Source organism: Algoriphagus formosus (assembly GCF_002807035.1).
In the GTDB taxonomy this organism is placed as follows: Bacteria; Bacteroidota; Bacteroidia; order Cytophagales; family Cyclobacteriaceae; genus Algoriphagus; species Algoriphagus formosus.
In genome coordinates, this window is the sequence record NZ_NIUC01000002.1 from 26,370 (window position 1) to 47,960 (window position 21,591).

19 protein-coding genes and 1 riboswitch are annotated in these 21,591 nt (G+C 42.6%); of the genes, 6 read left to right on the forward strand and 13 right to left on the reverse strand.

All coding sequences use genetic code 11. The features are described 5' to 3' along the window. Window positions 1–85: 85 nt before the first annotated feature. Together rseP and CDH51_RS06125 are read right to left on the reverse strand one after the other, a co-directional pair. Complete coding sequence (gene rseP, locus CDH51_RS06120) at window positions 86–1,405, reverse strand: RIP metalloprotease RseP (RefSeq protein ID WP_100627854.1); 1,320 nt, start codon at window positions 1,403–1,405, stop codon at window positions 86–88. Then, window positions 1,405–2,571: a 1-deoxy-D-xylulose-5-phosphate reductoisomerase gene (locus tag CDH51_RS06125; protein ID WP_100627855.1), complete on the reverse strand. Its 1,167-nt coding sequence runs from the start codon at window positions 2,569–2,571 to the stop codon at window positions 1,405–1,407. Before CDH51_RS06125 ends, rseP begins: the two co-directional genes overlap by 1 nt. Before the next feature lie 200 nt (window positions 2,572–2,771). Between CDH51_RS06125 and CDH51_RS06130 the strand changes: the two genes are divergently transcribed. Together CDH51_RS06130 and CDH51_RS06135 are read left to right on the forward strand one after the other, a co-directional pair. Beyond that, on the forward strand, window positions 2,772–4,220 hold the full coding sequence (locus CDH51_RS06130; protein ID WP_100627856.1) for a S1C family serine protease: 1,449 nt from the start codon (window positions 2,772–2,774) through the stop codon (window positions 4,218–4,220). Window positions 4,221–4,357: 137 nt separating this feature from the next. Next, window positions 4,358–4,762: a nucleotidyltransferase substrate binding protein gene (locus CDH51_RS06135; RefSeq protein WP_232724765.1), complete on the forward strand. Its 405-nt coding sequence runs from the start codon at window positions 4,358–4,360 to the stop codon at window positions 4,760–4,762. Between the two features lie 4 nt (window positions 4,763–4,766). Here the strand turns inward: CDH51_RS06135 and dnaA are convergent, their stop codons facing one another. Continuing rightward, window positions 4,767–6,197: a chromosomal replication initiator protein DnaA gene (dnaA, locus tag CDH51_RS06140; RefSeq protein WP_100627858.1), complete on the reverse strand. Its 1,431-nt coding sequence runs from the start codon at window positions 6,195–6,197 to the stop codon at window positions 4,767–4,769. A gap of 308 nt (window positions 6,198–6,505) precedes the next feature. Between dnaA and CDH51_RS06145 the strand changes: the two genes are divergently transcribed. From CDH51_RS06145 to CDH51_RS06155, 3 genes are all read left to right on the forward strand, one after another. Next, window positions 6,506–7,906: a methylmalonyl-CoA mutase family protein gene (locus tag CDH51_RS06145; protein ID WP_100627859.1), complete on the forward strand. Its 1,401-nt coding sequence runs from the start codon at window positions 6,506–6,508 to the stop codon at window positions 7,904–7,906. Then, window positions 7,903–10,023 carry a methylmalonyl-CoA mutase gene (gene scpA, locus CDH51_RS06150; protein WP_100627860.1) on the forward strand — a complete coding sequence of 707 codons (2,121 nt, stop codon included), beginning with the start codon at window positions 7,903–7,905 and terminating at the stop codon, window positions 10,021–10,023. Before CDH51_RS06145 ends, scpA begins: the two co-directional genes overlap by 4 nt. Window positions 10,024–10,105: 82 nt before the next feature. Then, a complete protein-coding gene (locus tag CDH51_RS06155) occupies window positions 10,106–11,989 on the forward strand; it encodes a TIGR00341 family protein (protein ID WP_100627861.1) in 1,884 nt (627 codons plus the stop codon). Here the strand turns inward: CDH51_RS06155 and CDH51_RS06160 are convergent, their stop codons facing one another. From CDH51_RS06160 to CDH51_RS06175, 4 genes are all read right to left on the reverse strand, one after another. Then, on the reverse strand, window positions 11,990–12,292 hold the full coding sequence (locus tag CDH51_RS06160; protein WP_100627862.1) for an AtuA-related protein: 303 nt from the start codon (window positions 12,290–12,292) through the stop codon (window positions 11,990–11,992). Next, window positions 12,289–13,611, reverse strand: coding sequence for an acyclic terpene utilization AtuA family protein (locus CDH51_RS06165; protein WP_100627863.1), 1,323 nt, complete (start codon window positions 13,609–13,611; stop codon window positions 12,289–12,291). Before CDH51_RS06165 ends, CDH51_RS06160 begins: the two co-directional genes overlap by 4 nt. A gap of 1 nt (window position 13,612) precedes the next feature. Beyond that, window positions 13,613–14,896: a CitMHS family transporter gene (locus CDH51_RS06170; RefSeq protein ID WP_100627864.1), complete on the reverse strand. Its 1,284-nt coding sequence runs from the start codon at window positions 14,894–14,896 to the stop codon at window positions 13,613–13,615. Between the two features lie 169 nt (window positions 14,897–15,065). Beyond that, window positions 15,066–15,446 carry a hypothetical protein gene (locus tag CDH51_RS06175; protein WP_100627865.1) on the reverse strand — a complete coding sequence of 127 codons (381 nt, stop codon included), beginning with the start codon at window positions 15,444–15,446 and terminating at the stop codon, window positions 15,066–15,068. Between the two features lie 155 nt (window positions 15,447–15,601). On the opposite strand from CDH51_RS06175, the gene CDH51_RS06180 reads away from it, so the two are divergent. Further along, window positions 15,602–16,174 (forward strand): hypothetical protein, encoded by a 573-nt coding sequence (locus CDH51_RS06180; protein ID WP_100627866.1) that lies wholly within the window; start codon window positions 15,602–15,604, stop codon window positions 16,172–16,174. A 63-nt stretch (window positions 16,175–16,237) separates the two neighbouring features. Here the strand turns inward: CDH51_RS06180 and CDH51_RS06185 are convergent, their stop codons facing one another. The 6 genes from CDH51_RS06185 to CDH51_RS06210 form a co-directional block, all read right to left on the reverse strand. Further along, entirely contained in the window at window positions 16,238–16,561 is a 324-nt protein-coding gene (locus tag CDH51_RS06185; RefSeq protein WP_100627867.1) for a 2Fe-2S iron-sulfur cluster-binding protein, read from the reverse strand. Window positions 16,562–16,576: 15 nt separating this feature from the next. Beyond that, on the reverse strand, window positions 16,577–17,581 hold the full coding sequence (locus CDH51_RS06190; protein WP_100627868.1) for an NAD(P)/FAD-dependent oxidoreductase: 1,005 nt from the start codon (window positions 17,579–17,581) through the stop codon (window positions 16,577–16,579). Between the two features lie 72 nt (window positions 17,582–17,653). Next, on the reverse strand, window positions 17,654–18,103 hold the full coding sequence (locus tag CDH51_RS06195; RefSeq protein ID WP_035483180.1) for a MarR family winged helix-turn-helix transcriptional regulator: 450 nt from the start codon (window positions 18,101–18,103) through the stop codon (window positions 17,654–17,656). Window positions 18,104–18,157: 54 nt separating this feature from the next. Next, the gene (locus CDH51_RS06200) at window positions 18,158–19,135 is read right to left on the reverse strand and encodes an ABC transporter ATP-binding protein (protein ID WP_100627869.1); all 978 of its coding nucleotides are present in this window, start codon (window positions 19,133–19,135) and stop codon (window positions 18,158–18,160) included. 1 nt (window position 19,136) lies between these two features. Continuing rightward, window positions 19,137–20,162, reverse strand: a complete 1,026-nt coding sequence (locus tag CDH51_RS06205) for an iron ABC transporter permease (RefSeq protein ID WP_100627870.1) — start codon at window positions 20,160–20,162, stop codon at window positions 19,137–19,139. Beyond that, window positions 20,152–21,192, reverse strand: a complete 1,041-nt coding sequence (locus tag CDH51_RS06210; protein WP_232724766.1) for an ABC transporter substrate-binding protein — start codon at window positions 21,190–21,192, stop codon at window positions 20,152–20,154. Before CDH51_RS06210 ends, CDH51_RS06205 begins: the two co-directional genes overlap by 11 nt. A 190-nt stretch (window positions 21,193–21,382) precedes the next feature. Next, window positions 21,383–21,584: riboswitch (cobalamin riboswitch) on the forward strand. Window positions 21,585–21,591: the final 7 nt, after the last annotated feature.

The window sequence follows — 21,591 nt, forward strand, 5'->3', positions numbered from 1 at the left end:
ATAAATTTTTCTTTTGATTCTCGTCAAAAAATAAAAAACCGAGCCTTATGACTCGGTTTTTTTACTTGGTAAATTCTCGAGGCCATCAACCTCCTGTAAATATTTTCAAAATGTCATTTCCTATCGCGAATACCATCAAAACCAAGAGAATTACCATTCCGACTTTTTGGGCATTTTCCAAGAATTTATCCGAAGGAGCTCTTCCGGATACCATCTCATACAACAGGAACATCACGTGACCTCCATCCAAGGCCGGAATCGGCAATAAGTTCATAAAGGCCAAGATCATGGAAATCAAACCAGTGATACTCCAAAATTTACCCCAATCCCAAGAATTGCCATAGATTTTTGCCATTCCAATAGGACCACTCACATTCTTCGCAGAGACCTCACCGGTAAACATCTTACCCAAAGCCTTGGCGTTGATGATCACCACTCCAAATGCTCGCTCCGTTCCTTTGCTCAAAGCTTCAGCGAAACCAAATTGTCGCTTCACAGGCTCAATCAGTGGATTGGCTGCTATTCCGATCGTTCCTTCAGCTGATACAGGAACTCTAACAGTGTCCCTTACTCCATCGGATTCAATTAAAAGTTGCGCTTCTTGAGTTTTTAAGTCAGCTAGGGCCGACTGTAATTCATCAAAATAATATACCTGCTGACCATTGACAGCTAAAATCTTGTCTCCTTCTTCCAGTCCTGCTGTCTCAGCAGCCTCTCCAGGTGCCACATCCAAAATCTCAAAAGGAAAGCGGATCGAAACAAACTTAGCGAAGGCTTCCTCGGAATTGAATGAATTGATAAAGCCTCTCGGAATTTCGATTTTGACCTGCTCCCCATTACGATCTACGGTGTAGTATCCATTTTCTGAAAGCAGCACACTGCCACTGCTCAGTTCATTTAGGCTTTGGTAAGGTTGACCGTTTACATCTAAGATTTTGTCTCCGGTCTGAAAACCTATGGATTCACCGTATTCGTATGCAACAATTCCATTTTCGATAATCTGATCTCTAGAAAAATAGGTCTCTCCGTTATTGTAAACCAGGATCACAAAAATAATTATACCTGTAATCACATTGACTATAATCCCTCCCAGCATTACGATCAGCCTTTGCCAGGCTGGCTTAGATCTAAACTCCCAAGGCTGAGGTTCAGTAGAAAGCTGCTCTGTATCCATGGACTCATCGACCATACCGGATATTTTCACAAAGCCCCCTAAAGGAATGGCTCCAATCGAATATTCTGTCTCTCCCCACTGAAATCCCGCAATTTTAGGAGGAAAACCAATCGAAAATTTTTCCACCCGCATGCCAAACATCTTGGCAGTCAATAAGTGACCCAACTCGTGCAAGCCTACTAGGATTGATAATCCCAATAAGAGCTGGCCCACCATAATCAATGTATCCATTATTTATACTTTTTAATTAATTCATAAGAAATAGCCCGGACTTCTTCGTCACTCGACACATAGTCTGATAGGCTTGGGTGGCTGATAAAATCAACCCGATTCATGGCATCTTCGATCAAATCGGACATTTGAAGGAAGCCAATCTCATCTTTTAGGAATGCCTCGACAGCTACTTCATTGGAAGCATTGAGAAGGCAGGCAGCATTTCCACCCTTATGCAAAGCGTCAAAGGCCAATTGAAGGTTCCTAAATGTTTTCAAATCCGGCTTTTCAAAAGTCAAATTTGGATAGTTTAAGAAATCAAATCGTTCGAAATCGCTTTTCAATCGATCCGGATAGCTCATCGCAAACTGAATGGGGATACGCATATCAGGAAGTCCGAGTTGTGCTTTGATCGAGCCATCTTCAAACTGCACCAAGGAATGAATTATACTCTGAGGATGAACAACTACATCGATTTGCTCGGGAGTCAATCCAAAAAGCCATTTTGCCTCGATGACCTCCAAGCCTTTATTCATCAACGAAGCCGAATCGATAGTGATTTTAGCACCCATATCCCAATTCGGATGTTTCAGTGCCTGCTCCTTGGTTACGCTTGCCAAAAACTCTCTGTCTTTGCCACGGAATGGGCCACCTGAGGCAGTCAGGATAATCTTCTCAATCGGATTGTGCCACTCTCCTACCAAGCACTGAAAAATTGCCGAGTGTTCCGAATCGACCGGGTAAATATTAACTGCATGTTCTTTGGCCAATTGGGTAATAATCTCTCCTGCTACCACCAAGGTTTCTTTATTGGCTAGCGCAATTTGCTTCCCAGCTTTGATCGCATGAACTGTGGGAATCAAACCTGCATAACCCACTAAGGCTGTCAAAACCACATCGATGGTTTCCATTTCCACCACCTGAGCAAGGGCTTTTGGTCCAGCAAAAACTTTAATATCATGTGGAATAAGCGCATCTCGCACCACCTGATACTTGGATTCATTGGTAATTACTACCGCATTTGGCTGGAATTCTAGGGCCTGCTTGATCAGCAAGTCACAATTATTTTGGGCCGTAAGTACTTCGACTTGGAAGTTCTCAGGATGCTGACGGATCACCTCCAGGGTTTGTGTACCGATACTACCTGTACTCCCTAGGATGGCTACGCGCTTTACTTCGCTCATTTTTTTGATTTGATGGAAAAACAGACTCCGAATAGGAAAGTTTTTAGAATAGCTGACAAAATTACAAGATGCTGAGAATTTACAGGTACAAATCGTCAGTTTTTCCCAAAAGGAAAAGTTTTTGAGCTAGGCAAGCTTAAAATATGTGAATTCGCCCAACAGAAATGAATTTTGGTCGTCAAGTTGAGAAAAGAAAGCGTATGGAAAATTTACTCAAAACTACCCTAGTGGGTTTTTTGGCAGGCATTTCTGGAGCCGCATTTTGGACACTTGCAGATATCGCCCCGGAAAAAGAAACCTACACTTCCCCTAGCCCGATGGCAGAGAGATCGGAAGTCCTAAACACTACAATTCCTGAATCTACACCTAGAAGTTTTGCGACAAACCCTCCCATCTCTTTCGTAGCTGCTTCTGAAAACAGTACGGAGTCAGTTGTTTTTATCAAAAACTTCTCTGGTAGTGATCCCCGCCGATACAGCATGTTTGATTACTTTTTTGGTACTGGGCCAACCCAACAAGTAAGTACTGGCTCAGGCGTAATCATATCGGATGATGGATACATTGTCACCAACAATCACGTGATAGACCGCGCAGAAACCATTGAGGTGATTCATAAGAAAAGAACCTATCAAGCGAGATTGGTTGGAACTGACAAAAACACAGATATCGCAGTACTCAAGATTGAAGCGGACAATTTACCGGCAATTAGAAAAGGAAGTTCTCGAGACCTTCAAATCGGAGAATGGGTCATTGCCGTCGGCAATCCTTTCAACCTTACCTCCACCGTGACTGCAGGGATTGTCTCTGCCAAGGAGCGTCAAATCAATATTTTGGGAGGTGACTTTCCTCTGGAAAGCTTTATCCAAACCGATGCACCCATTAACCCGGGGAATTCAGGCGGAGCACTCGTCAATGTAAATGGAGAACTCGTTGGAATCAATACAGCTGTCCTATCCCGAACGGGTTCCTACACAGGATATGGATTCGCTGTGCCGGTGGACATCGCAATGAAAGTAGCCAATGACCTAATCAAATATGGAGAGGTACAAAAAGCCATTCCTGGAATTGAGGCGGTAGAGATAACTCCTGAATTGGCGGAGGAAATGAAAATTCAATCCCTCGATGGAGTGATTGTCACTCACGTCATTCGAAATGGAGCAGCTGAACAGGCTGGCATGAAGCGAAATGATGTGATTACCCGAATCGGCGATCAAGTCATCACAGGAATGGGAAGTTTCGAAGAAGCGCTTTCATATCACTATCCCGGAGATAAAATTCCAGTTACCTACACCCGAGATGGAAAAGCCAACAACACAACCCTGACATTACAAAATCTGGAAGGTGGCACAGGGGTATTGAAGCGGGAATACTACAGCTCAAGACTGCTAGGTGCCCGGCTCGAAGCAGTCAATACAATTGAGAAGGATAAGTTGGGTATTTCCTACGGAATTAAAATTACGGCTCTTTCAAGAGGTTATCTCCGAGACTTAGGACTTCGCAATGGTTTTGTCATCACAGAGATCAACAGAGAGCCCGCAAACAACCCGGAAAAGGTGGGTAAGTTTTTGGAAGATTACAGCGGAAAATTGCTGATAGAGGGGGTAGCATCCAATGGCCAACCATTCATGCAAAGCTACACAGTACGATAAAAAGAGGGCTTCGGCCCTCTTTTTTTTGAAGACTTGTTGATTTATCCTTAGCTTTAATAAGGTCTCAGAGAATAGTTCGAAAGAAATTTCGAAAAGAGTTAAAAGACCAAAACCTAAACGATAATCCAATGAAATCCATGCCGCCATCCTGTGAGGACTGCTTTCAGGAATTCAAAATAGCTTTGGAAGATTTACAGATTTTTGTCAAGCAAGCTCGATTGAGAGAGTTATCTGAATCTCGGAAAAGGGAACTGATTGCCAATTTTGAAGTGGCACATGAATTAGCTTTGAAAGTCATAAAATCTTATCTAAAAAGATGCGGAAAAGGCCCTTTTACGGGTTCCCGAGACCTAACGGTAGAGGCCTTTCATGCAGATCTGATTGATGATGGAAAAGCCTGGCTTGATATGGTGATTGACAGGATTCAATACAATCCGATATACGAATTAGACAAGCAGCCTGAATTTTTTGAAAATATTGTAAAGAAATATACTCGCCTATTGGATCGGTTCGAAGATACGATGGATAAAATACTAGCTTGAGAGGTTAGTAAGATCTCATTTTAAACTTCTTCTTCAGCTCGTTTATGGAGTTTTTGAACTGATTGTCCGTATCAATCATGTCATTAACGGTGGTAAGGGCATGAATCACCGTCGAATGATCCCTACCCCCAAAGTGATAGCCGATGGATTTCAATGAGTGATTAGTGAATTCCTTAGAAAAATACATAGCCACCTGCCTCGCAATTACAATTTCCTTTTTCCTTGTTTTTGCTTTCAGATCATCCAAAGCAATCCCAAAATATTCGGAAACCGTTTTCTGAATGAAATCAATACCAACCTCAGTTTCGATATCTTTGATGATATTTTTCATCACCGTCTTCGCCAACTGCAGGTCAATATCTACGCGATTCAGCGAAGCATGTGCAATTAGTGAAATCAGTATTCCTTCCAGCTCTCTGACATTGGTATCCACCGTGTAAGCCAAATATTCCACTACATCATCGGGAATAAAAATCCCCTCCGACTGCATTTTCCTTCTGATAATCGCAACCCTCGTCTCAAAATCAGGCATTTGCAAATCAGCTGTCAAACCCCATTTGAATCGGGAAAGAAGACGCTCTTCCAGACCTTTCAGATCCCTTGGGGGACAGTCTGAGGTCATGATGATTTGCTTTTTACTCTGATGCAAGTGATTGAAAATGTGGAAAAACATCTCCTGCGTTCTATCCTTTCCTGCCAAAAACTGAATATCATCGATAATCAAAACATCCACCTGCATATAAAAATTGGTGAAGCTTTTGACATTACCATCCTTGATAGAGTCCATGAATTGATTCACAAACTTCTCTGAAGAAACATACAGCACGAACTTATCCTCAGGACCATTTTTAATCTCATTCCCTATAGCTTGGACCAAATGGGTTTTTCCAAGACCAACTCCCCCATACACCATCAAAGGGTTAAAAGAGGTAATCCCCGGTTTGGTAGCAACAGCAAAGCCTGCCGACCTCGCCAAACGATTACAATCACCCTCGATATAAGTACTGAAGGTGTAAGTCGGATTCAAGTTACTTTGGGTAAGCATCTCATCGCCCAAACTATCCATCTGGAAGGGACTTCTTTGAGATTCATCTTTTCCATTCGATCCAACAGGGACTTTTTTGGCCCCATGATTTCCTTGGGGATAAGAGACCATGTAAGGTTGATTAGAGGAGTTACCCCTGTCCACGACCACAGCATATTCCAGACGACCACCTTGTCCTAGAATGGTCTTAATTGCAAGCTTAAGCTCCTGAATGTAGTTGTCTTCCAACCACTCATAAAAAAATTGGCTTGGCACCTGAATAGTCAAGGAGGTACCCTCAAGCTTAACCGGGTTGATTGGCTTAAACCAAGTAGAAAAGCTCTGCTCGCTAACGTGCTGTTCAATCACACGTAAACACTCATTCCAAACTGCGCTAGCTTCTGAACTCATTTGAGAAGATTTCTGAAAATTGGTAACCGGTCAGGCTTTGACAAGGAGGTCAAAATTGAAGAAAAATCATATAAATAAAAAATGTCTAAGCGCTTGAAAAAGTGATTTTTTTTGCTTTCCTCAATTACTAAGAACGCTTTTATCAATTCAAGCATAATTCTTTAAACTGAAAACTAAGGCTATTGCTCTCCAACATTGAATGAATTATAGCTACCTATAGGTTTTAAGAAAGGTTATCCTTGCAAGGAATCTCATTCGATTCCTTAATTTTGAAAAGAAGTCTTATCGATTTAACCAGATACCCAAATATGACAAATCCAGATTTTTTTCCTTTTCAAGCTACAAGCAAATCTGATTGGAGAAAGCAGATTGAAAAAGACTTGAAAGGAAAAAACTTTGAAGAAACGTTAGAAAGCCAAGTTTGGTCGACTATCAAGCAGTCACCTTATTATGATTCTTCCGACTCACAAGGAATAGCTACCCAGTTGAGATTTCATCCAGAACCAGAACTTTCAGTTCTAGGCTCTCGAATTTGGGCAAATGCTGCTGAAGTTTCCAGTTCTAACCCAAAAGCTAACAATGCTACTATTCTTTATCAACTCCAAAACGGCGCTGATGCATTGATAATCCATGCTTCAGAATCCACCAATTGGAGTATTTTGCTGAAGGAGGTGCAATTGGAATATATATCCGTCTACATTTTACCGGAGAAAAGTGTCCGGGATGCCATTTCATTTTTGAATTATTTGGAACTAGTGAAATTTCCTTCCGGAAAGCTAAAGGGAGCCATACTTTGGTCTCCCACCGGTAGCTTATTTGAGGAAGAAAGAGACTGGACAAAGGCTTTGAAAGATGCTCATTCTTTAATTGAGAAGACAAAGCCATACCCCAATTTCTCTCCCATAACCTTTGATTTTTCCAGATATGCAAACGCTGGTGCTACAGGCCTGACTGAAGTTGAATATGGCCTAGGAGAAATCATTGAGACAGCTTCCAGACTAAAAATGCAAGGAGTAGAATTGCAGGAATGGTTTAGTAAAATATGCATTCACACAGCAGTTGGAGAGCCTCATTTCCCAGAAATGGTCAAACTAAAGGCGATTCGGATTTTGACTTCAGAATTGGCGGAAAAATTTGATGTGAATTTGGGAATTGAACAGATTCAGATCATTGCATCAAGCAGTCTTTGGACCAAGTCACTAATTGATAAAAACAATAATTTCATCCGTCAGACCTATGAGGGTCTAGCTGGGATTTTGGGAGGTTGTAATGTCCTTTGGGTCCGAAAATGGAATGGTGATGAATCTGATGCACTTAATTCGAGAATTGCACGGAATGTCTCTTCCGTGCTGAAAGAAGAGAGTTATTTAGATAAGGTGATGGATCCTATGGCAGGTAGCTTTTATCTGGAAAGCCTTCAGAAGGAATTTATCGAGCTTATTCAAGCTGCAATTTCCAAACTGGAAAAAGAAGGCGGCTGGCTTTCTCATTTTCAATCTAAGGCAGTTCATGAAAGAGTCAAATCAGAAAGGTTAGCCGCTCAAGAAAAAGTGAAGGAGAACCAACTGAGCAAAGTGGGTGTAAATCGCTACCAAGCAAGCGGTAAGTTGATCAATAATTTGGCTTTCCAACCTATCCAAGAAAGTGGCTACGAACTGAAACCAAGCAGAGAAACATATCTGATCGAACAAGAAATCCTGAAAAAATGAGACCTGACTTTTCTGACTGGAATATAGATAAACAATCAACCACGACAAGCCAATCGGATGCGCGATGGATGTCACCTGAGCAAATCGAGGTTCCTCCTTTTTTTGACCCTACATCTATCAAAAAACTGGACCATCTTAAATTTTCGGCTGGAATCCCGCCATACCTGAGAGGCCCATATGCTTCCATGTATGTCATGCGCCCTTGGACTATCCGGCAATACGCAGGCTTTTCTACTGCGGAAGAATCCAATGCATTTTACCGGAGAAATTTAGCTGCAGGCCAAAAGGGGCTTTCGGTAGCATTCGATTTACCCACGCATAGAGGTTATGACTCAGATCATCCACGGGTAGTTGGAGATGTCGGGAAGGCAGGGGTAGCGATCGATACAGTGGAAGACATGAAACTTCTTTTTGATCAGATTCCCCTGGATCAAATGTCTGTTTCCATGACCATGAATGGGGCTGTTATTCCAGTTCTAGCTTTTTATATAGTAGCTGCTGAGGAGCAAGGTGTCAGTCCCGAGAAGCTGAGTGGAACCATACAAAATGATATTCTGAAGGAGTTTATGGTTCGAAATACCTACATCTATCCACCGGTGCCAAGCATGCAGTTGATCGCGGACATCTTCGAATACACATCGAAATACATGCCTCGATTCAACTCAATCTCCATATCCGGCTACCACATGCAGGAAGCAGGGGCAACGGCTGATTTGGAACTGGCCTATACCTTGGCGGATGGTTTGGAATACCTTCGAACCGGAATTAAAGCCGGTCTGGATATTGACGAATTCGCTCCGAGGCTTTCCTTCTTTTGGGCCATCGGGATGAATTACTTTATGGAAATCGCGAAAATGCGTGCCGGAAGATTGCTTTGGGCTAAAATCGTCAAGCAGTTTAATCCCAAAAACTCCAAGTCCATGGCTCTCCGGACCCACTGTCAAACCTCAGGATGGTCGCTGACCGAGCAGGATCCTTACAATAACATCACCCGGACAGCGATTGAGGCATTAGGTGCTGCCATGGGCCATACACAGTCACTTCACACCAACTCTTTGGATGAGGCGATTGCATTGCCGACCGATTTCTCGGCTAGAATTGCACGGAATACGCAGCTTATTCTTCAGGAGGAAACAGGCATCACCGATGTGGTAGACCCTTGGGGAGGTTCCTTGTATGTGGAGTATTTGACAGATCAATTGGTGGATAAAGCTTGGAAACTAATCGAGGAGGTAGAGTCATTGGGAGGAATGGCTAAAGCGATCGAGGCGGGAGTACCTAAGCTTCGAATCGAAGAGGCCGCCGCCAAAAAACAAGCACGAATCGACAGTGGTCAGGATATCATTGTTGGGGTAAATCGCTATCAGATCGATGAAGAGTCTACGATTGAGCTCCTTGAAGTGGATAACCAAGCTGTACGCGAATCACAAATCAAAAGACTGGAGCAGGTCAAGTCATCCAGGAATGATTCTAAGGTCCAAGAATCCCTGGATCGAATCACAGAGGCCGCCAAAAGTAAATCTGGAAATTTATTAGCTTTAGCAGTAGATGCAGCTAGAAACAGGGCTACCCTTGGGGAAATTTCCGATGCAATGGAAAAGGTTTTTGGACGGCATCAAGCACAAACTAAATCCGTGACCGGTGTGTATGCAAGTGAAGTAAAAAATCAGGATTCATTTAAAAAGGCGCTTTCCCTTTCTGACGAGTTTGAAAAACTGGAGGGAAGAAGACCCCGGATTTTAGTCGCTAAAATGGGTCAGGACGGACATGATCGAGGCGCCAAGGTAATTGCCACAGGCTTCGCCGATATGGGTTTTGATGTGGATATCGGACCACTTTTCCAGACTCCAGAGGAAGTTGCCATGCAGGCAGTTGAAAATGATGTTCACATTGTCGGTGCTTCCTCCTTGGCAGCTGGGCATAAGACACTCATTCCTCAATTGATTCAAGAACTAGCCAAGCTTGGTCGAGAAGATATCATGGTGGTAGCAGGTGGAGTTATTCCTCCGAAAGATTATGATTTTCTTTACCAACAAGGTGTGGCTGCTGTATTTGGCCCTGGCACAGTGCTTTCTGAAGCGGCTATTAAAATCTTGCAAAAGCTGTTGGTAGAGTAGATCGAAATCAGAGGAATCAGTTTCAATCTTGAGCTTTGAGGATTTTTAGATTACCTTAAGGAAATAAGTTTTAAGTAATCACATGAATAACTACCTCCTCATCTACGATCCAAATTTGGATGAAAGCGAGCGTCAGAATTTTTTCGAGAAACTGGAGCCCCAGCCTCAGCAATTTATTGCCTACGAACCTGAGAATTGGGATCAGTTTTTTGAGTCTGACGTGCTTCTTCTTTGGGTAAATGATGAGCAGGGCTATTCCATCCTTCGATCGATTCCCGATCAAGGACCTAGCTTGGTATTTTTGCCACACCCAGATCTCAAGATGATCGCTCGATCCTTGAATATTCCAAGCTCGAAAGAAAAGGCTTTTCGACTTTTTTCAGAAAGCGAATCTATTCCAAACTTCGATTTACTCAAGATCAATGAGAAACTCTGCATGAACTCTCTTGTCATCGGAGATTCGCTCAGTGTGCTCTATGATTCATTTGGAAAAAGCTTTTTCGGTAACCTGAAGGATCGATTTTCAAGATTTTTTATGCTTTTCAGAAAAGTAGATCTCAAGCAAGTCAAACTAAGCTACCTCTCCGGAGAGGAGGAAAAAACTATAGAAACTGCGGCGATGGGCATTTTAGCTGTACCGCATTGTGAGAGCAATTTGATTTTCAAGCGTGTCATCAAAGATAGTGGACTCGATGACGGGCTCATTCACGTGATTTTGGTATCACCAAAAAGCCTCTTTTCCATAATCCAATTCGGAATCCAGCACCTTTTCTTTCCGATCAAGGGGTCTACCATCCCTGAATTTTTGACCTACATCTCCACTTCAAAAATGACGATTGAAAGCCAATCTTCCCTGACCTTTGCGATAGATGGAGAAGAGCTTCAAGGTGAAAAAATCGAGCTAAATATCGATGAAAGAAAGGTCAAGATTCTTCCAGGATTTGAAAAACTGAAGGAGAAGGAATTCAAGCAAAAGGAAATTAATGTCCAGAAGCTGCCTACAGGGAAACTACGGGAAGAACTTACCAGAAGACATCTACCTTGGGTAAGACACGCTACCACTGAGGAGTTTAAGGATTTGTTTACCATTTTGAAGCAGAATGCACAGGCTTCATCCAGCTATTTGGTCTTAATGGCACTTTCCACCTTGATCGCCACATTTGGACTTTTTGGAAACTCCACTCCTGTAGTAATCGGAGCCATGATCCTAGCGCCCCTGATGGGTCCGATTATTTCGCTTTCCATGGGAGTGCTCAGACAAGATGATATTTTGATCAAAAACAGCCTGATCACGCTCTTTTGGGGTATAGTGATCGGTCTTTTTTTCGCAGTAATAATCACCTGGATCACTCCCCTCAAAGTCCCCAATTCTGAAATTGTGGCTCGAATCCGTCCTAACTTATTGGATTTGGGAATCGCCATTGCATCTGGTATCGCAGGTGCCTATGCCCATTCTAAGGAAGAAATCGCCAAAACACTGGCAGGAGTAGCCATTTCAGTGGCTTTAGTGCCGCCTTTGGCCGTGGCTGGAATAGGCCTGGGCTGGGGTGATTGGAACATCTTTTGGGGTGCAAGCTTGCTGCTCGGCACCAATCTAGCCGGTATTGTAATGGCAGCAGCGGTGACTTTTCTGATTCTCGGCTTCAGCCCCTTCCGTCTGGCAAAAAAAGGAATCCTAATTACGATCTTGATGTCGGTTTTGGTTACTGCACCGCTGGCTTTGAGTTTCAGAGACATGGTCAAGGAAAATAAACTGATCCAGGAGCTAAGTGGAAAGGAAATCCCGCATGGATTACTGAGAAAAGTGGATGTGGTAGGGTTAAATCCTTTACGCCTTTCAGTGACAATTTTATCTGACAAGGAACTTAATCAGGGTGATTTTCAAGCGATCAAAAATGAAATTGAGGAAAAAATTAATCAGCCCATTGAATTGGAATTAACGCTGGGAGTGAGGGTTTTTGACTAATTAGATTTCCATTTCTAAAAGCGCATAACTCAGACTTTTTCCGTGCGCATCCAAAGCCAAAGAGGTAGTGACTCCACCTGCTAATGCATCTTCGCAGGTGAATTGCAATGCATGTATCGATGGCAATACATAGCGGGTTACATTTCCTTTAATCTGCCCTTTAAGATGGCTCTTTACCCGGTCTGCTGTTATGTTTTGAACCAGCCAATCAAAGTCTTTTGAATCAAAGGGGATAAGGGATAGTACTAAAATATTCCCTTTATCACCAGCTCGACTGTGGGCAATATCTACTAGCTTTTTCATGTTGAAAGTAATTGAAAATCAGGTTTAATTTGATTCCGATCCAGAAGAGTGGATACCACGCCAACGACCTGAGTGACCATTTTTCGGGCACCTCCCCCACCTGCAGGTCCATTGGTATAGAGCGCCTCTACTTCCTCGCCAATTAGCTGGGCTTGTTCTAATGTTTTACACATCCCCGCCACTCGAAGCCGAACTTCATAAGGATTTGAATTTTTGGAAAGATCATTAGGATGAAGCGAATTCAAACCAATCAAATCAACTCGAAGATTGGGCACTAGGCCCTTAATTCGCTTTTCGATAATCTCCCCTGCCAAACGTGCTCTTTCAACAGCATGGCTTCCAGCATAGGAAATTTCGCCTTCACCTTTGAATCCTGCCTCATATCCGACACTGACCTTATATTTTTCCGGCCTTTCGATTCCACCGCCACCGGTTACTTGCAGTTGATCGAAGGCAATTTCTTCAAATTGGACGGTGGAAAAATCAGCAACCACATCGGGGGTGATATAATGATGGGGATCTAATACCTCATACAGCAATTGCTCTTTTGCAATCCGTTGAGAGATCACTCCGCCAGTTCCCTCAACTTTGGAAATAATCCCTCTTCCATCCGGAAACACATCCACAAAAGGATGTCCCAATTGATCCAGGCCAGGAATAGGCTTAGACACAGGATCGGCAAAATAGCCCCCAGTCAATTGTCCGGCACATTCTAAAAGATGACCCAAAACGATACCTTTTCCCAATAATTCAAATTGATCCAATCCCCAACCAAATTCATAAATCATCGGTGCCAAAAAAAGCGAAGGATCAGCCACTCTTCCCGTGATAATTATATCGGCATCAGAGGCCAAAGCTGGCAAAATCGCCTCCACGCCCAAATATGCATTAGCTGAAAGGAGTTTCCCTTCGGATTGAACGGGCCGAATATTTTCAAGCGAATGTTCCTCTCCAGAAATGAAATCAAGCACATCATCTCCAATGACCGCCGCTACCTTTATTGATAGATTTTGAGACTTGGCTAGCTCAATAATTCTCTTAGCGCCCACAATAGGATTTGCAGCACCCATATTGGTAACTAGACGTGTTTTGTATTGAAGTAATAAAGGAAGCAAATCCTTGAGCCGTTTTTCCAAAAGAACATCATACCCAAATTCGGGATTTTGCAGCTTTCTTTTTTGAGCTAAAGCAATCGTACGCTCAGCTAGGCATTCAAGGACTAAATAATCCAGACTTCCTTTTTCCGTAAGAATCAATGCCGGCTCGATCCGATCTCCCGAAAAACCTGCACCACAACCAATTCTGATTTTTTCCTTCATATCAAATATGGATTACTCCGATTAGGATGGCAACGGTCAACATCACCAAGCTTACCAAGAAAGCCAGAGGAATGGTCTTTTTTTGATGGTCTCCCAAATCAACTCCCGACAAGCCAACCAATAAATAAGTAGATCCAGTCAGAGGACTAACCGGGAATCCAGTTGTCATTTGACCAAAAATAGCAGCCTGCCCAACCTCTAAACCACTAACCTGAAAAGACTCGGCTGTAGAGGAGAGCAAAGGCAAAATACCAAAATAGAATGAGTCAGGGTCAAAAACCAAGCTAGCAGGCATGGATAAAATTCCTGTCAAAAGCGGCAATTGTCTTCCCATAAATTCCGGAAGAATCACCTGAATGCCATCTGCCATCGCTTCCATCATACCACTCCCTTTTAAAATGCCTGTAAAGCATCCCGCTGCGAATAAAATACTTGCCATTAGCAAGGCTTCCTTGGCATGCGCATCGACTCTTTCCTTTTGATCCGAAACATTCGGGAAGTTAAAAACGAGCGCTAAACCAAAGGCAATCATAAATACCGCATAGGGAGGGGCCAAGCCTAGGACAATGGATGTTACAGCCAAAAGGATCAACCCGATATTTATCAGAAATTTCCATTTTGGAAGCTTGATTTCATCTTCATCAGAATCATCAATTTTCACCGAAGCCAAAGGTTGAACATTAACTCGTTCTTTTTTTCCCAAGAAATAGGCAATCCCCAAAACCGTCAGTAATCCCGCTAAAAAGGGAATAAATACTGGATTGAATAACTCTGTCACGGAAACCTCCAAAGCTGATGCGGCTCGAATAGTAGGCCCTCCCCAAGGCAAAATATTCATAGTGCCTGCTGCAAGAGCAGTAGTACAGGCCAGTGTGAGGCGACTCATTCCCAACTGATCGTAAATAGGCAACATAGCTGGGATTACAATCAAAAAGGTGACTGCACCCGATCCATCCAAATGTACCAGCATAGCCAATACTGCCGTAACCATAACGATTTTCAAAGGATCGTTTCCTGCAAGTTGGAGTAGTTTATAAATAATGGGCTTAAACGTACCTGCATCCATGAGTACTCCAAAAAACAGGATGGCAAAAACGAACATCACGCCAGTTGGCGCTATGGATGAAATCCCTTCTGAAATCATCTGAGGAAGTTCGCTAGTTTTCCCAGCAAGAATCCCTGTCAGCACAGGCACCAATATCAAAGCTACCACCGCAGAAGTCTTTTTGCTTAAAATCAAATAGAGGAGTAAAGAGATGGTCAGAATACCGAGGATAGCAAGCATAAGCTATTGATTGAAGCTTTGGGTAGAATGGAGTAATCTTTTAGATTTCTTCTCATTCTGATGAAAAGCAAGATTAGGCAAAGGAGGGAAAAAGAGTAATTTTCTCATGGGACTGGATTAGTCCATCAAGAAAATCAAAAAAAATATTGTTTCAAAACGAAACAATAACCTATTCATAAACAAAAATGGGCTCCCCATTTTGGCAAATCACCGACTTAGGTGGAGAAACATACATGCAATCTGAAAAACGGTTGTTCTGAATATTATCTTGTTCCTGAAGCTCATTGTAGCGTTTTACTTTGGCTAGAAACTCAGGGACATTTATTTGATTGGAATAGGCGATGTATTCCCAAGGACCACCACAAGGCTTACTTCCCAAAGCGACGAAAGACCATTCATCAGTATCAGAACATGTCTGCGAACTGGATAAATTTTGGATTTCCTCATAAAGCTCTTCCATTTCAGCCGAAAAATCCACCTTTTGATCGCTTTCAAAAGCAAAGCAGGAAGAAAGGAAAAGCAAAAGGACTAAACCGTAATTGATTTTCATAATTTTCTAAAAACTTTATCCTTAATACGATTTTGAGTCAAAAAACGATACAACAACTTCGATTCTTTGGGGGTAAACCCAATCGAAATCTGAAAACCAAGATAATTTAGAATTCGTAAAGAAATTAAGTTTTTAAAAAATCGCTATATTTAATTATGAAAAACAACTTTTTACTTCTGGTCTTCGCGATTTTCTTTATGAGTGCCTGCACAAAGTCTGAGTTACCCGATATTCAAGAACAACCTTTTGGCGTGTACAACGCAGTATCCATTACCACTACCATTCCAATTGATATTTCAAGATCTGGTCGGCAGACTACGGAGCACATAGACGATTTCTCCTATTGCAGTGAGTTTTATTCCATCGAATGGCGTCTTAACAAGGAAACCCCCATCATGGATTTTGACTATTTCGACTTTCACAGATGGTATAATGAAGAGACCAAGGAAGAAGAAACCATCATGGGCTGTGGAATCACGAGAAGAATTGTACAACTGGGGGCTAATAACAGCCTAGAATTGAGTTTTTTTGGCGATGACGGTACATATTACACGGATCCATATAGAATAGACACCTATTTTAAAATCAAAAAGCTGGAGTTTTTCCCAAGACAGGAATCCATCAATCTAGTTGCTGACCAGCAATTTTATGACTTCGTAACTGAAGAGTTTGTAGAAATAGAAGTCATTTACAGGTTTCAATTTGGTGCTCCGGCTTTTGAGTACTGAAATGGGTGGAAAAGAAAAAACCACCCATTTCTAGGTGGTTTTATTCATATTCTAATTTATTTCTTAAATCACATCCTCTCCACGCAACTTCAATACCGCTCCTTCTAGCATATCCGATACCCGGATTTGGCAGGAAAGTCGGGAAGTAGGGAAGTATTCCGGTAGATTTTCCAGTTGATCGAGTTCGATATCTGTGGCTTCACCTAGCTCATCCGGTCCTTCGAGAATCTCGATATGGCAGGTAGCACAAAGAGCCATTCCTCCACAGGTCGCCAAAATTGGATATTCTGAAGCTTTTAAAATCTCCATGAGGCTGAATCCCATATCGGTTGGAGCCTCTACTTCTTGGCGATTGCCATCTTGATCTTCAACTGTAAACTTTACCATGCCGCAAAGATAGAATTAAAAGGCATTGACGCCATTCACGGTCGTATATTTGAAACTTAATTTTTGATCAGGATATACATATTTGAAAGCTGAATGCATCATGATCGCTGCCTCGTGGAACCCACAAAGGATCAATTTCAATTTGCCCGGATAGGTGTTGATATCACCGATCGCATAGATGCGCTCCACTCCTGTCGAGTAATCACGGGTATCCACCTCAATGGCATTTTTATCGATAGAAAGTCCCCAATCTGCAATTGGACCAAGCTTTGGACTCAAACCAAATAGCGGAATCAAATAATCCGTTTCGATTTTATATTCGTTTTTGGTTTTATCAGTGAGCGTCACCGAATCCAACTTTCCGTTTCCGGAAATCTCTTTCAGGTTTGCAGAAAGAATCAAATCGATTTTTCCTTCACTGGCCAAATCAAAAACCTTGGCAGCAGAATCAGGCGCTCCTCTAAAGGTCTCATTTCGGTGGACAAGCGTCACTCGCTTAGCCACATCAGCCAAATAGATGGTCCAGTCCAAAGCAGAGTCTCCTCCACCTGCCAAGACCACATTTTTATCTCTGAAAGTCTCCGGATTTTTCACCATGTAGGTAACTCCTTTGCCTTCAAAAGTCTCCAAATTATCCAAAACAGGCTTTCTTGGTTCGAAGCAACCTAAGCCTCCCGCAATCACGATTACTTGAGCATGAACCTGAGTCTTATCGCTAGTGGTTACGATATAGCTTCCATCCTCTTGCTTCTCTAAGTGATCGACACGCTCTCCTAGAGTGAAGGTAGGCTTGAAAGGCTTGATTTGCTCCATCAAATTATCCACAAGTTCCTGCGCTTTGACCTCAGGGTATCCTGGAATATCATAAATTGGTTTTTGAGGATATATCTCTGAAAGCTGACCACCCACCTGCGGTAAAGCGTCAATCAAATGGCATCGCATTTTCAATAAGCCTGCTTCAAAAACTGCAAATAGGCCTACCGGGCCGGCTCCGATGATACAAAGATCTGTCTGAATCATGATAGGTATTTTTTGGGAAAACCCCGTGTTAATCCAATTTGTTCGTATAAATATTATTAGTATGCTAAATAATTATTCTTCCATCACCTGACCGCCAAGGTTCTGATAAATGGTATTCAGAATTCGCTTAAACTCCTCAAAATCCTCTTCGTTCAGATTCTCCCAAGCTTTTTCGCGAATTTGAAGGATTTTTGGACGTAGGGCTGTGACTTTGGACACGCCTGAGTCTGTCAAGTGCAACTGAAAGCTCCTTCTATCTTGAGGATGAGGAACACGCTTTACATATTCCTTTTTGCTGAGCAAATCAATGATCCTGGTTAAGGTCGGATGATCTTTGAACACCAAGTTTGCCAACTCGGTTTGGCTCATCGGACCAAATTCTGAAAGATTTTTCAGAACCAGCCATTGATCTACCGTCACATCAAAATCTCCCTGCTTAAACTGCTGCTGGGCGTATTGTTTTACCTTTCGGGCAGTTCGATCGAGAAGAAATGAATACTTGGCAAATTGCTCCTGTGTCATACAAATAATTAGTGTGACAAATATATGAATTTTCTTTATGATTAAGATAATCCCCTATCCCAAAGAAGTTTGGGACTCTTCAAAAAATTCAGCAATTGAATGATAAATTCTATCTCCTACTTGAATTCGAAAGGGGTTCTCAAGAACTTGAATTCGCTCTTCAGTCCGAAAGGTAGACTTACGTTTTCTCAGGGCTTTTTCAAGCCAAAAAACAAGGTCCTCAGAGCCCTGTATTTCCCAGCCTGAATCCTCCGATCGCAGGTTGACTTTCCCTCTTTTAGGATCAAAAAAGAATCTATCCTTTGGAAGCAATTCATTGATCTGTGCATTCAAGATCAAATCTTCAGGCAGGCCTGCAATCAGCGGACTCCCACAATTCATTAACCACAACTGATGGGCTGTCTCAATCGCAATATCCAAATCATGGGTTACCACAAGGATAGCTTTATCTTGGTTTTTTGCGATATCCTGAAGCAAGAACATGATTTCATGCCTATTCACCAAATCCAAATGGGAGGTTGGTTCATCCAAAATTATAACCTCCCCATCTTGAGATAAAGCCCTGGCAATCATTGCCTTTTGACGTTGACCATCGGACAACTCACCGAGTCTCTCTTTCCGAAGAAAATCCATTTTGGTAGCGGCCAGCGCCTCATTCACATATTTCCTGTCCAGTTCAGACAGGGTTCCGCTCCATTTTAGATAAGGAGTTCTTCCCAATCCTACCAATTGCTCGACGGTCATTTGTGCCGGAATGATCGGTTCACTGAGTACTACCGATAATTTCTTGGAAAGCTTTTCTCTTGGATAGTCTACAGGTGATTTGTCCAAAAGTTTAATCTCTCCTTCAAAAGGCCTGATTCGACCCAAAATCGCTTTGACCAGCGTAGACTTTCCTACACCATTGGGCCCTAAAAGACAGGTCAACTGTCCTGAATAGAGCTGAAAATTCAGGTCAGATAAAATCACTTTTCGATCTTGGCCTTTCTCATAGCCCAGCGATAGATTTTTACCTGTCAAAACCTGATCCATATCAAAATTCTTTACTGAAGTTTCTTTTTAGAACCAATGCTATCACAACGGGAGCTCCTACCAATGAGGTGACCGCATTGATCGGAAGGGTCTGAGCCGAACCCGGAAGTTGTCCGATGGTATCGCAAAGCAAAAGTAGGCCTGCTCCCAGTAATGCCGACCCAGGGAACAATATCCGATGATCTGCGCTTTTCCAAACCAACCTAGCCAAATGGGGAACAGCTATTCCCACAAAGGCAATCGGACCACAGAATGCGGTGATACTCCCTGCCAAAATACCGGTGCTTATTATCACCAACCAGCGTAATCGAACTGGATTGATTCCCATGCTTTCCGCATAGGTCTCTCCAAGAAGTAAAGCATTAAATGAGCGAGTCGCCAACAGCAAAGGAAAAGCACCAATTGCCAGCAACAATCCTAAAAGCCCAACTTGATTCCACCCAAGTCCACCCAGACTTCCCATCGACCAAATGGTATAAAGCTTCAGTGCCTCTGCTTCAGAAAAGAAGGCCAATACCGAAATGATAGCCGAAACGGCAGCTCCAAACATAATTCCCACGATCAAAAGTGTCATGCTATCCCTGACTCGCCAAGCCACCAAACTCACCAAAGCCAATACTGAAACTGCACCAAGGATCCCTGCTATGGCAGTGGCCCAAGAGGAAATCACCATTCCGGAAAAGCCCAAAAAGGAACCCGCCAAAAGAAGTATAGCAACTCCAAAACCTCCTCCAGAACTAATTCCAAGCACGTAAGGACCTGCCAATGGATTTCGAAAAAAGGTTTGCATCTGAAGACCACTTAGACTGAGTGCGATTCCAGCCATGACTGCTACCAGAGATTTCGGAAATCGATAATTCAGGATAATCTCACGATGAGATGATTTTTCCCATTCTCCAGTGAATAGGCCTGAAAGTATGGTGTCGACAGGAATGGAGACTGAGCCCAAGGCCAAGTTGATCAAAAACAGAAAAACTAGAGCTACTGCAGCTAAAATAAAAAAGAAGGCGTTTTGGTTAGTTTTCATCGAGTTGACGATAAAAATACAAATCATAGTCCGACAAAAGCTGTGGATGGAGGATTTTGATCAAATCCTTCAAAACCAAATCAGGTCGAACATAACCCAACTCAAAATATTCCAAACCTCCTTTTGGCCCCTTCTTTTTGGTGTAGGTGTAGATGGAACCACTCTGGAATGCTTGAAAGGAACGATACCTCGGCTCAGCATCTCCCATTTGCTCTACACTTTCATAGTCGGCTGAGCCTATCCAAATTGGGGCCTCCATCGCATGATCGAGTACATATTCATAACTCAGCTGTATACTCCCACTTCCATCTTGATCCGAAAAAACATAATCCCCACCTGCATTTTGGAGGATTTTTGCACCCCAACTATCTGCTCCAGGTACGTACCAGACATCTTCATAAAGCACTCCTGACAAGACTTCTGGCTTTTCCAGATTAGGTTGGTTTTTGATTAGGCTCTCAGCTTCTTGGTAGGCTTTCTCGATTTCTTCAAAGACCCCGACAGCCTCCTCATATTTACCCAATAAAATTCCTGTAAACTTGATCCACTCTGCTCTGCCCAGTGGATGCTGCTCCACGTATTCTCCATTAATCAGTGCAGGAACGCCTGATTGCCCCAACAAATCCAATTGCCGCAAATCCTCACCAAGGGTAGAAATCATAACCCAATCAGGCTGTAAATCAATCATCATTTCAAGATTGGCAGATGGTCCTGAGCCTAAATCGGCCATCTTTCCTGATTCGATTTGTCCCCAAACCTTTTGGGAAGAAATCAGATCAAAATTTGGAAAGCCAATCAATTTATCCGTGTCACCTAGCAAATCCAAATGTGGGATTTGAGTGGTAGAAGTTAAAATCACCCGATCTACAGGCAGCTTCACTACTGCATCAACTTCAACCTCAGGCTTCTCAACCTCTTCATTCAAAATCAGGTAGCGATAGGATTTATCAGCTCCTGTCCAAGGCTGATTGACTTCTAAAATCCAAAAACCTTCCCCCTTCTTAACTTCAAAGCCTTTGGCATAGGTCAAGGAGACAGTTTCTAAGCCAATTATCTCAGTTTTTGGGGACTGACAACTGATAAAAACTATGACTAAAAAGAAGAAAATTTGGTGAATCGGTCTCAAATTCGTGTCATTAATCGATTCAAAGTAAGTGTATTGCCTTTCATAGAACAAAATTTTTTTCAACTACTTCTTTTCACCCGGCAAAAAGTCCCTTATGTTTGTGAAAGAATAAGGTTCCTGATTTTCAGCGAAAATCCAGGATTAAAAGGGAATCCGGTGAAATACCGGAGCTGTCCCCGCAACTGTAAGTTCTGAAGAAGCTTTTGCGAACCACGCCATTGAGTCGAATGCTGATGACTTGAGAAGGCCGCAAAAGTAGAACGAGCCAGGAGACCTGCCTAATTCTGACAAGATTCTGTGCTT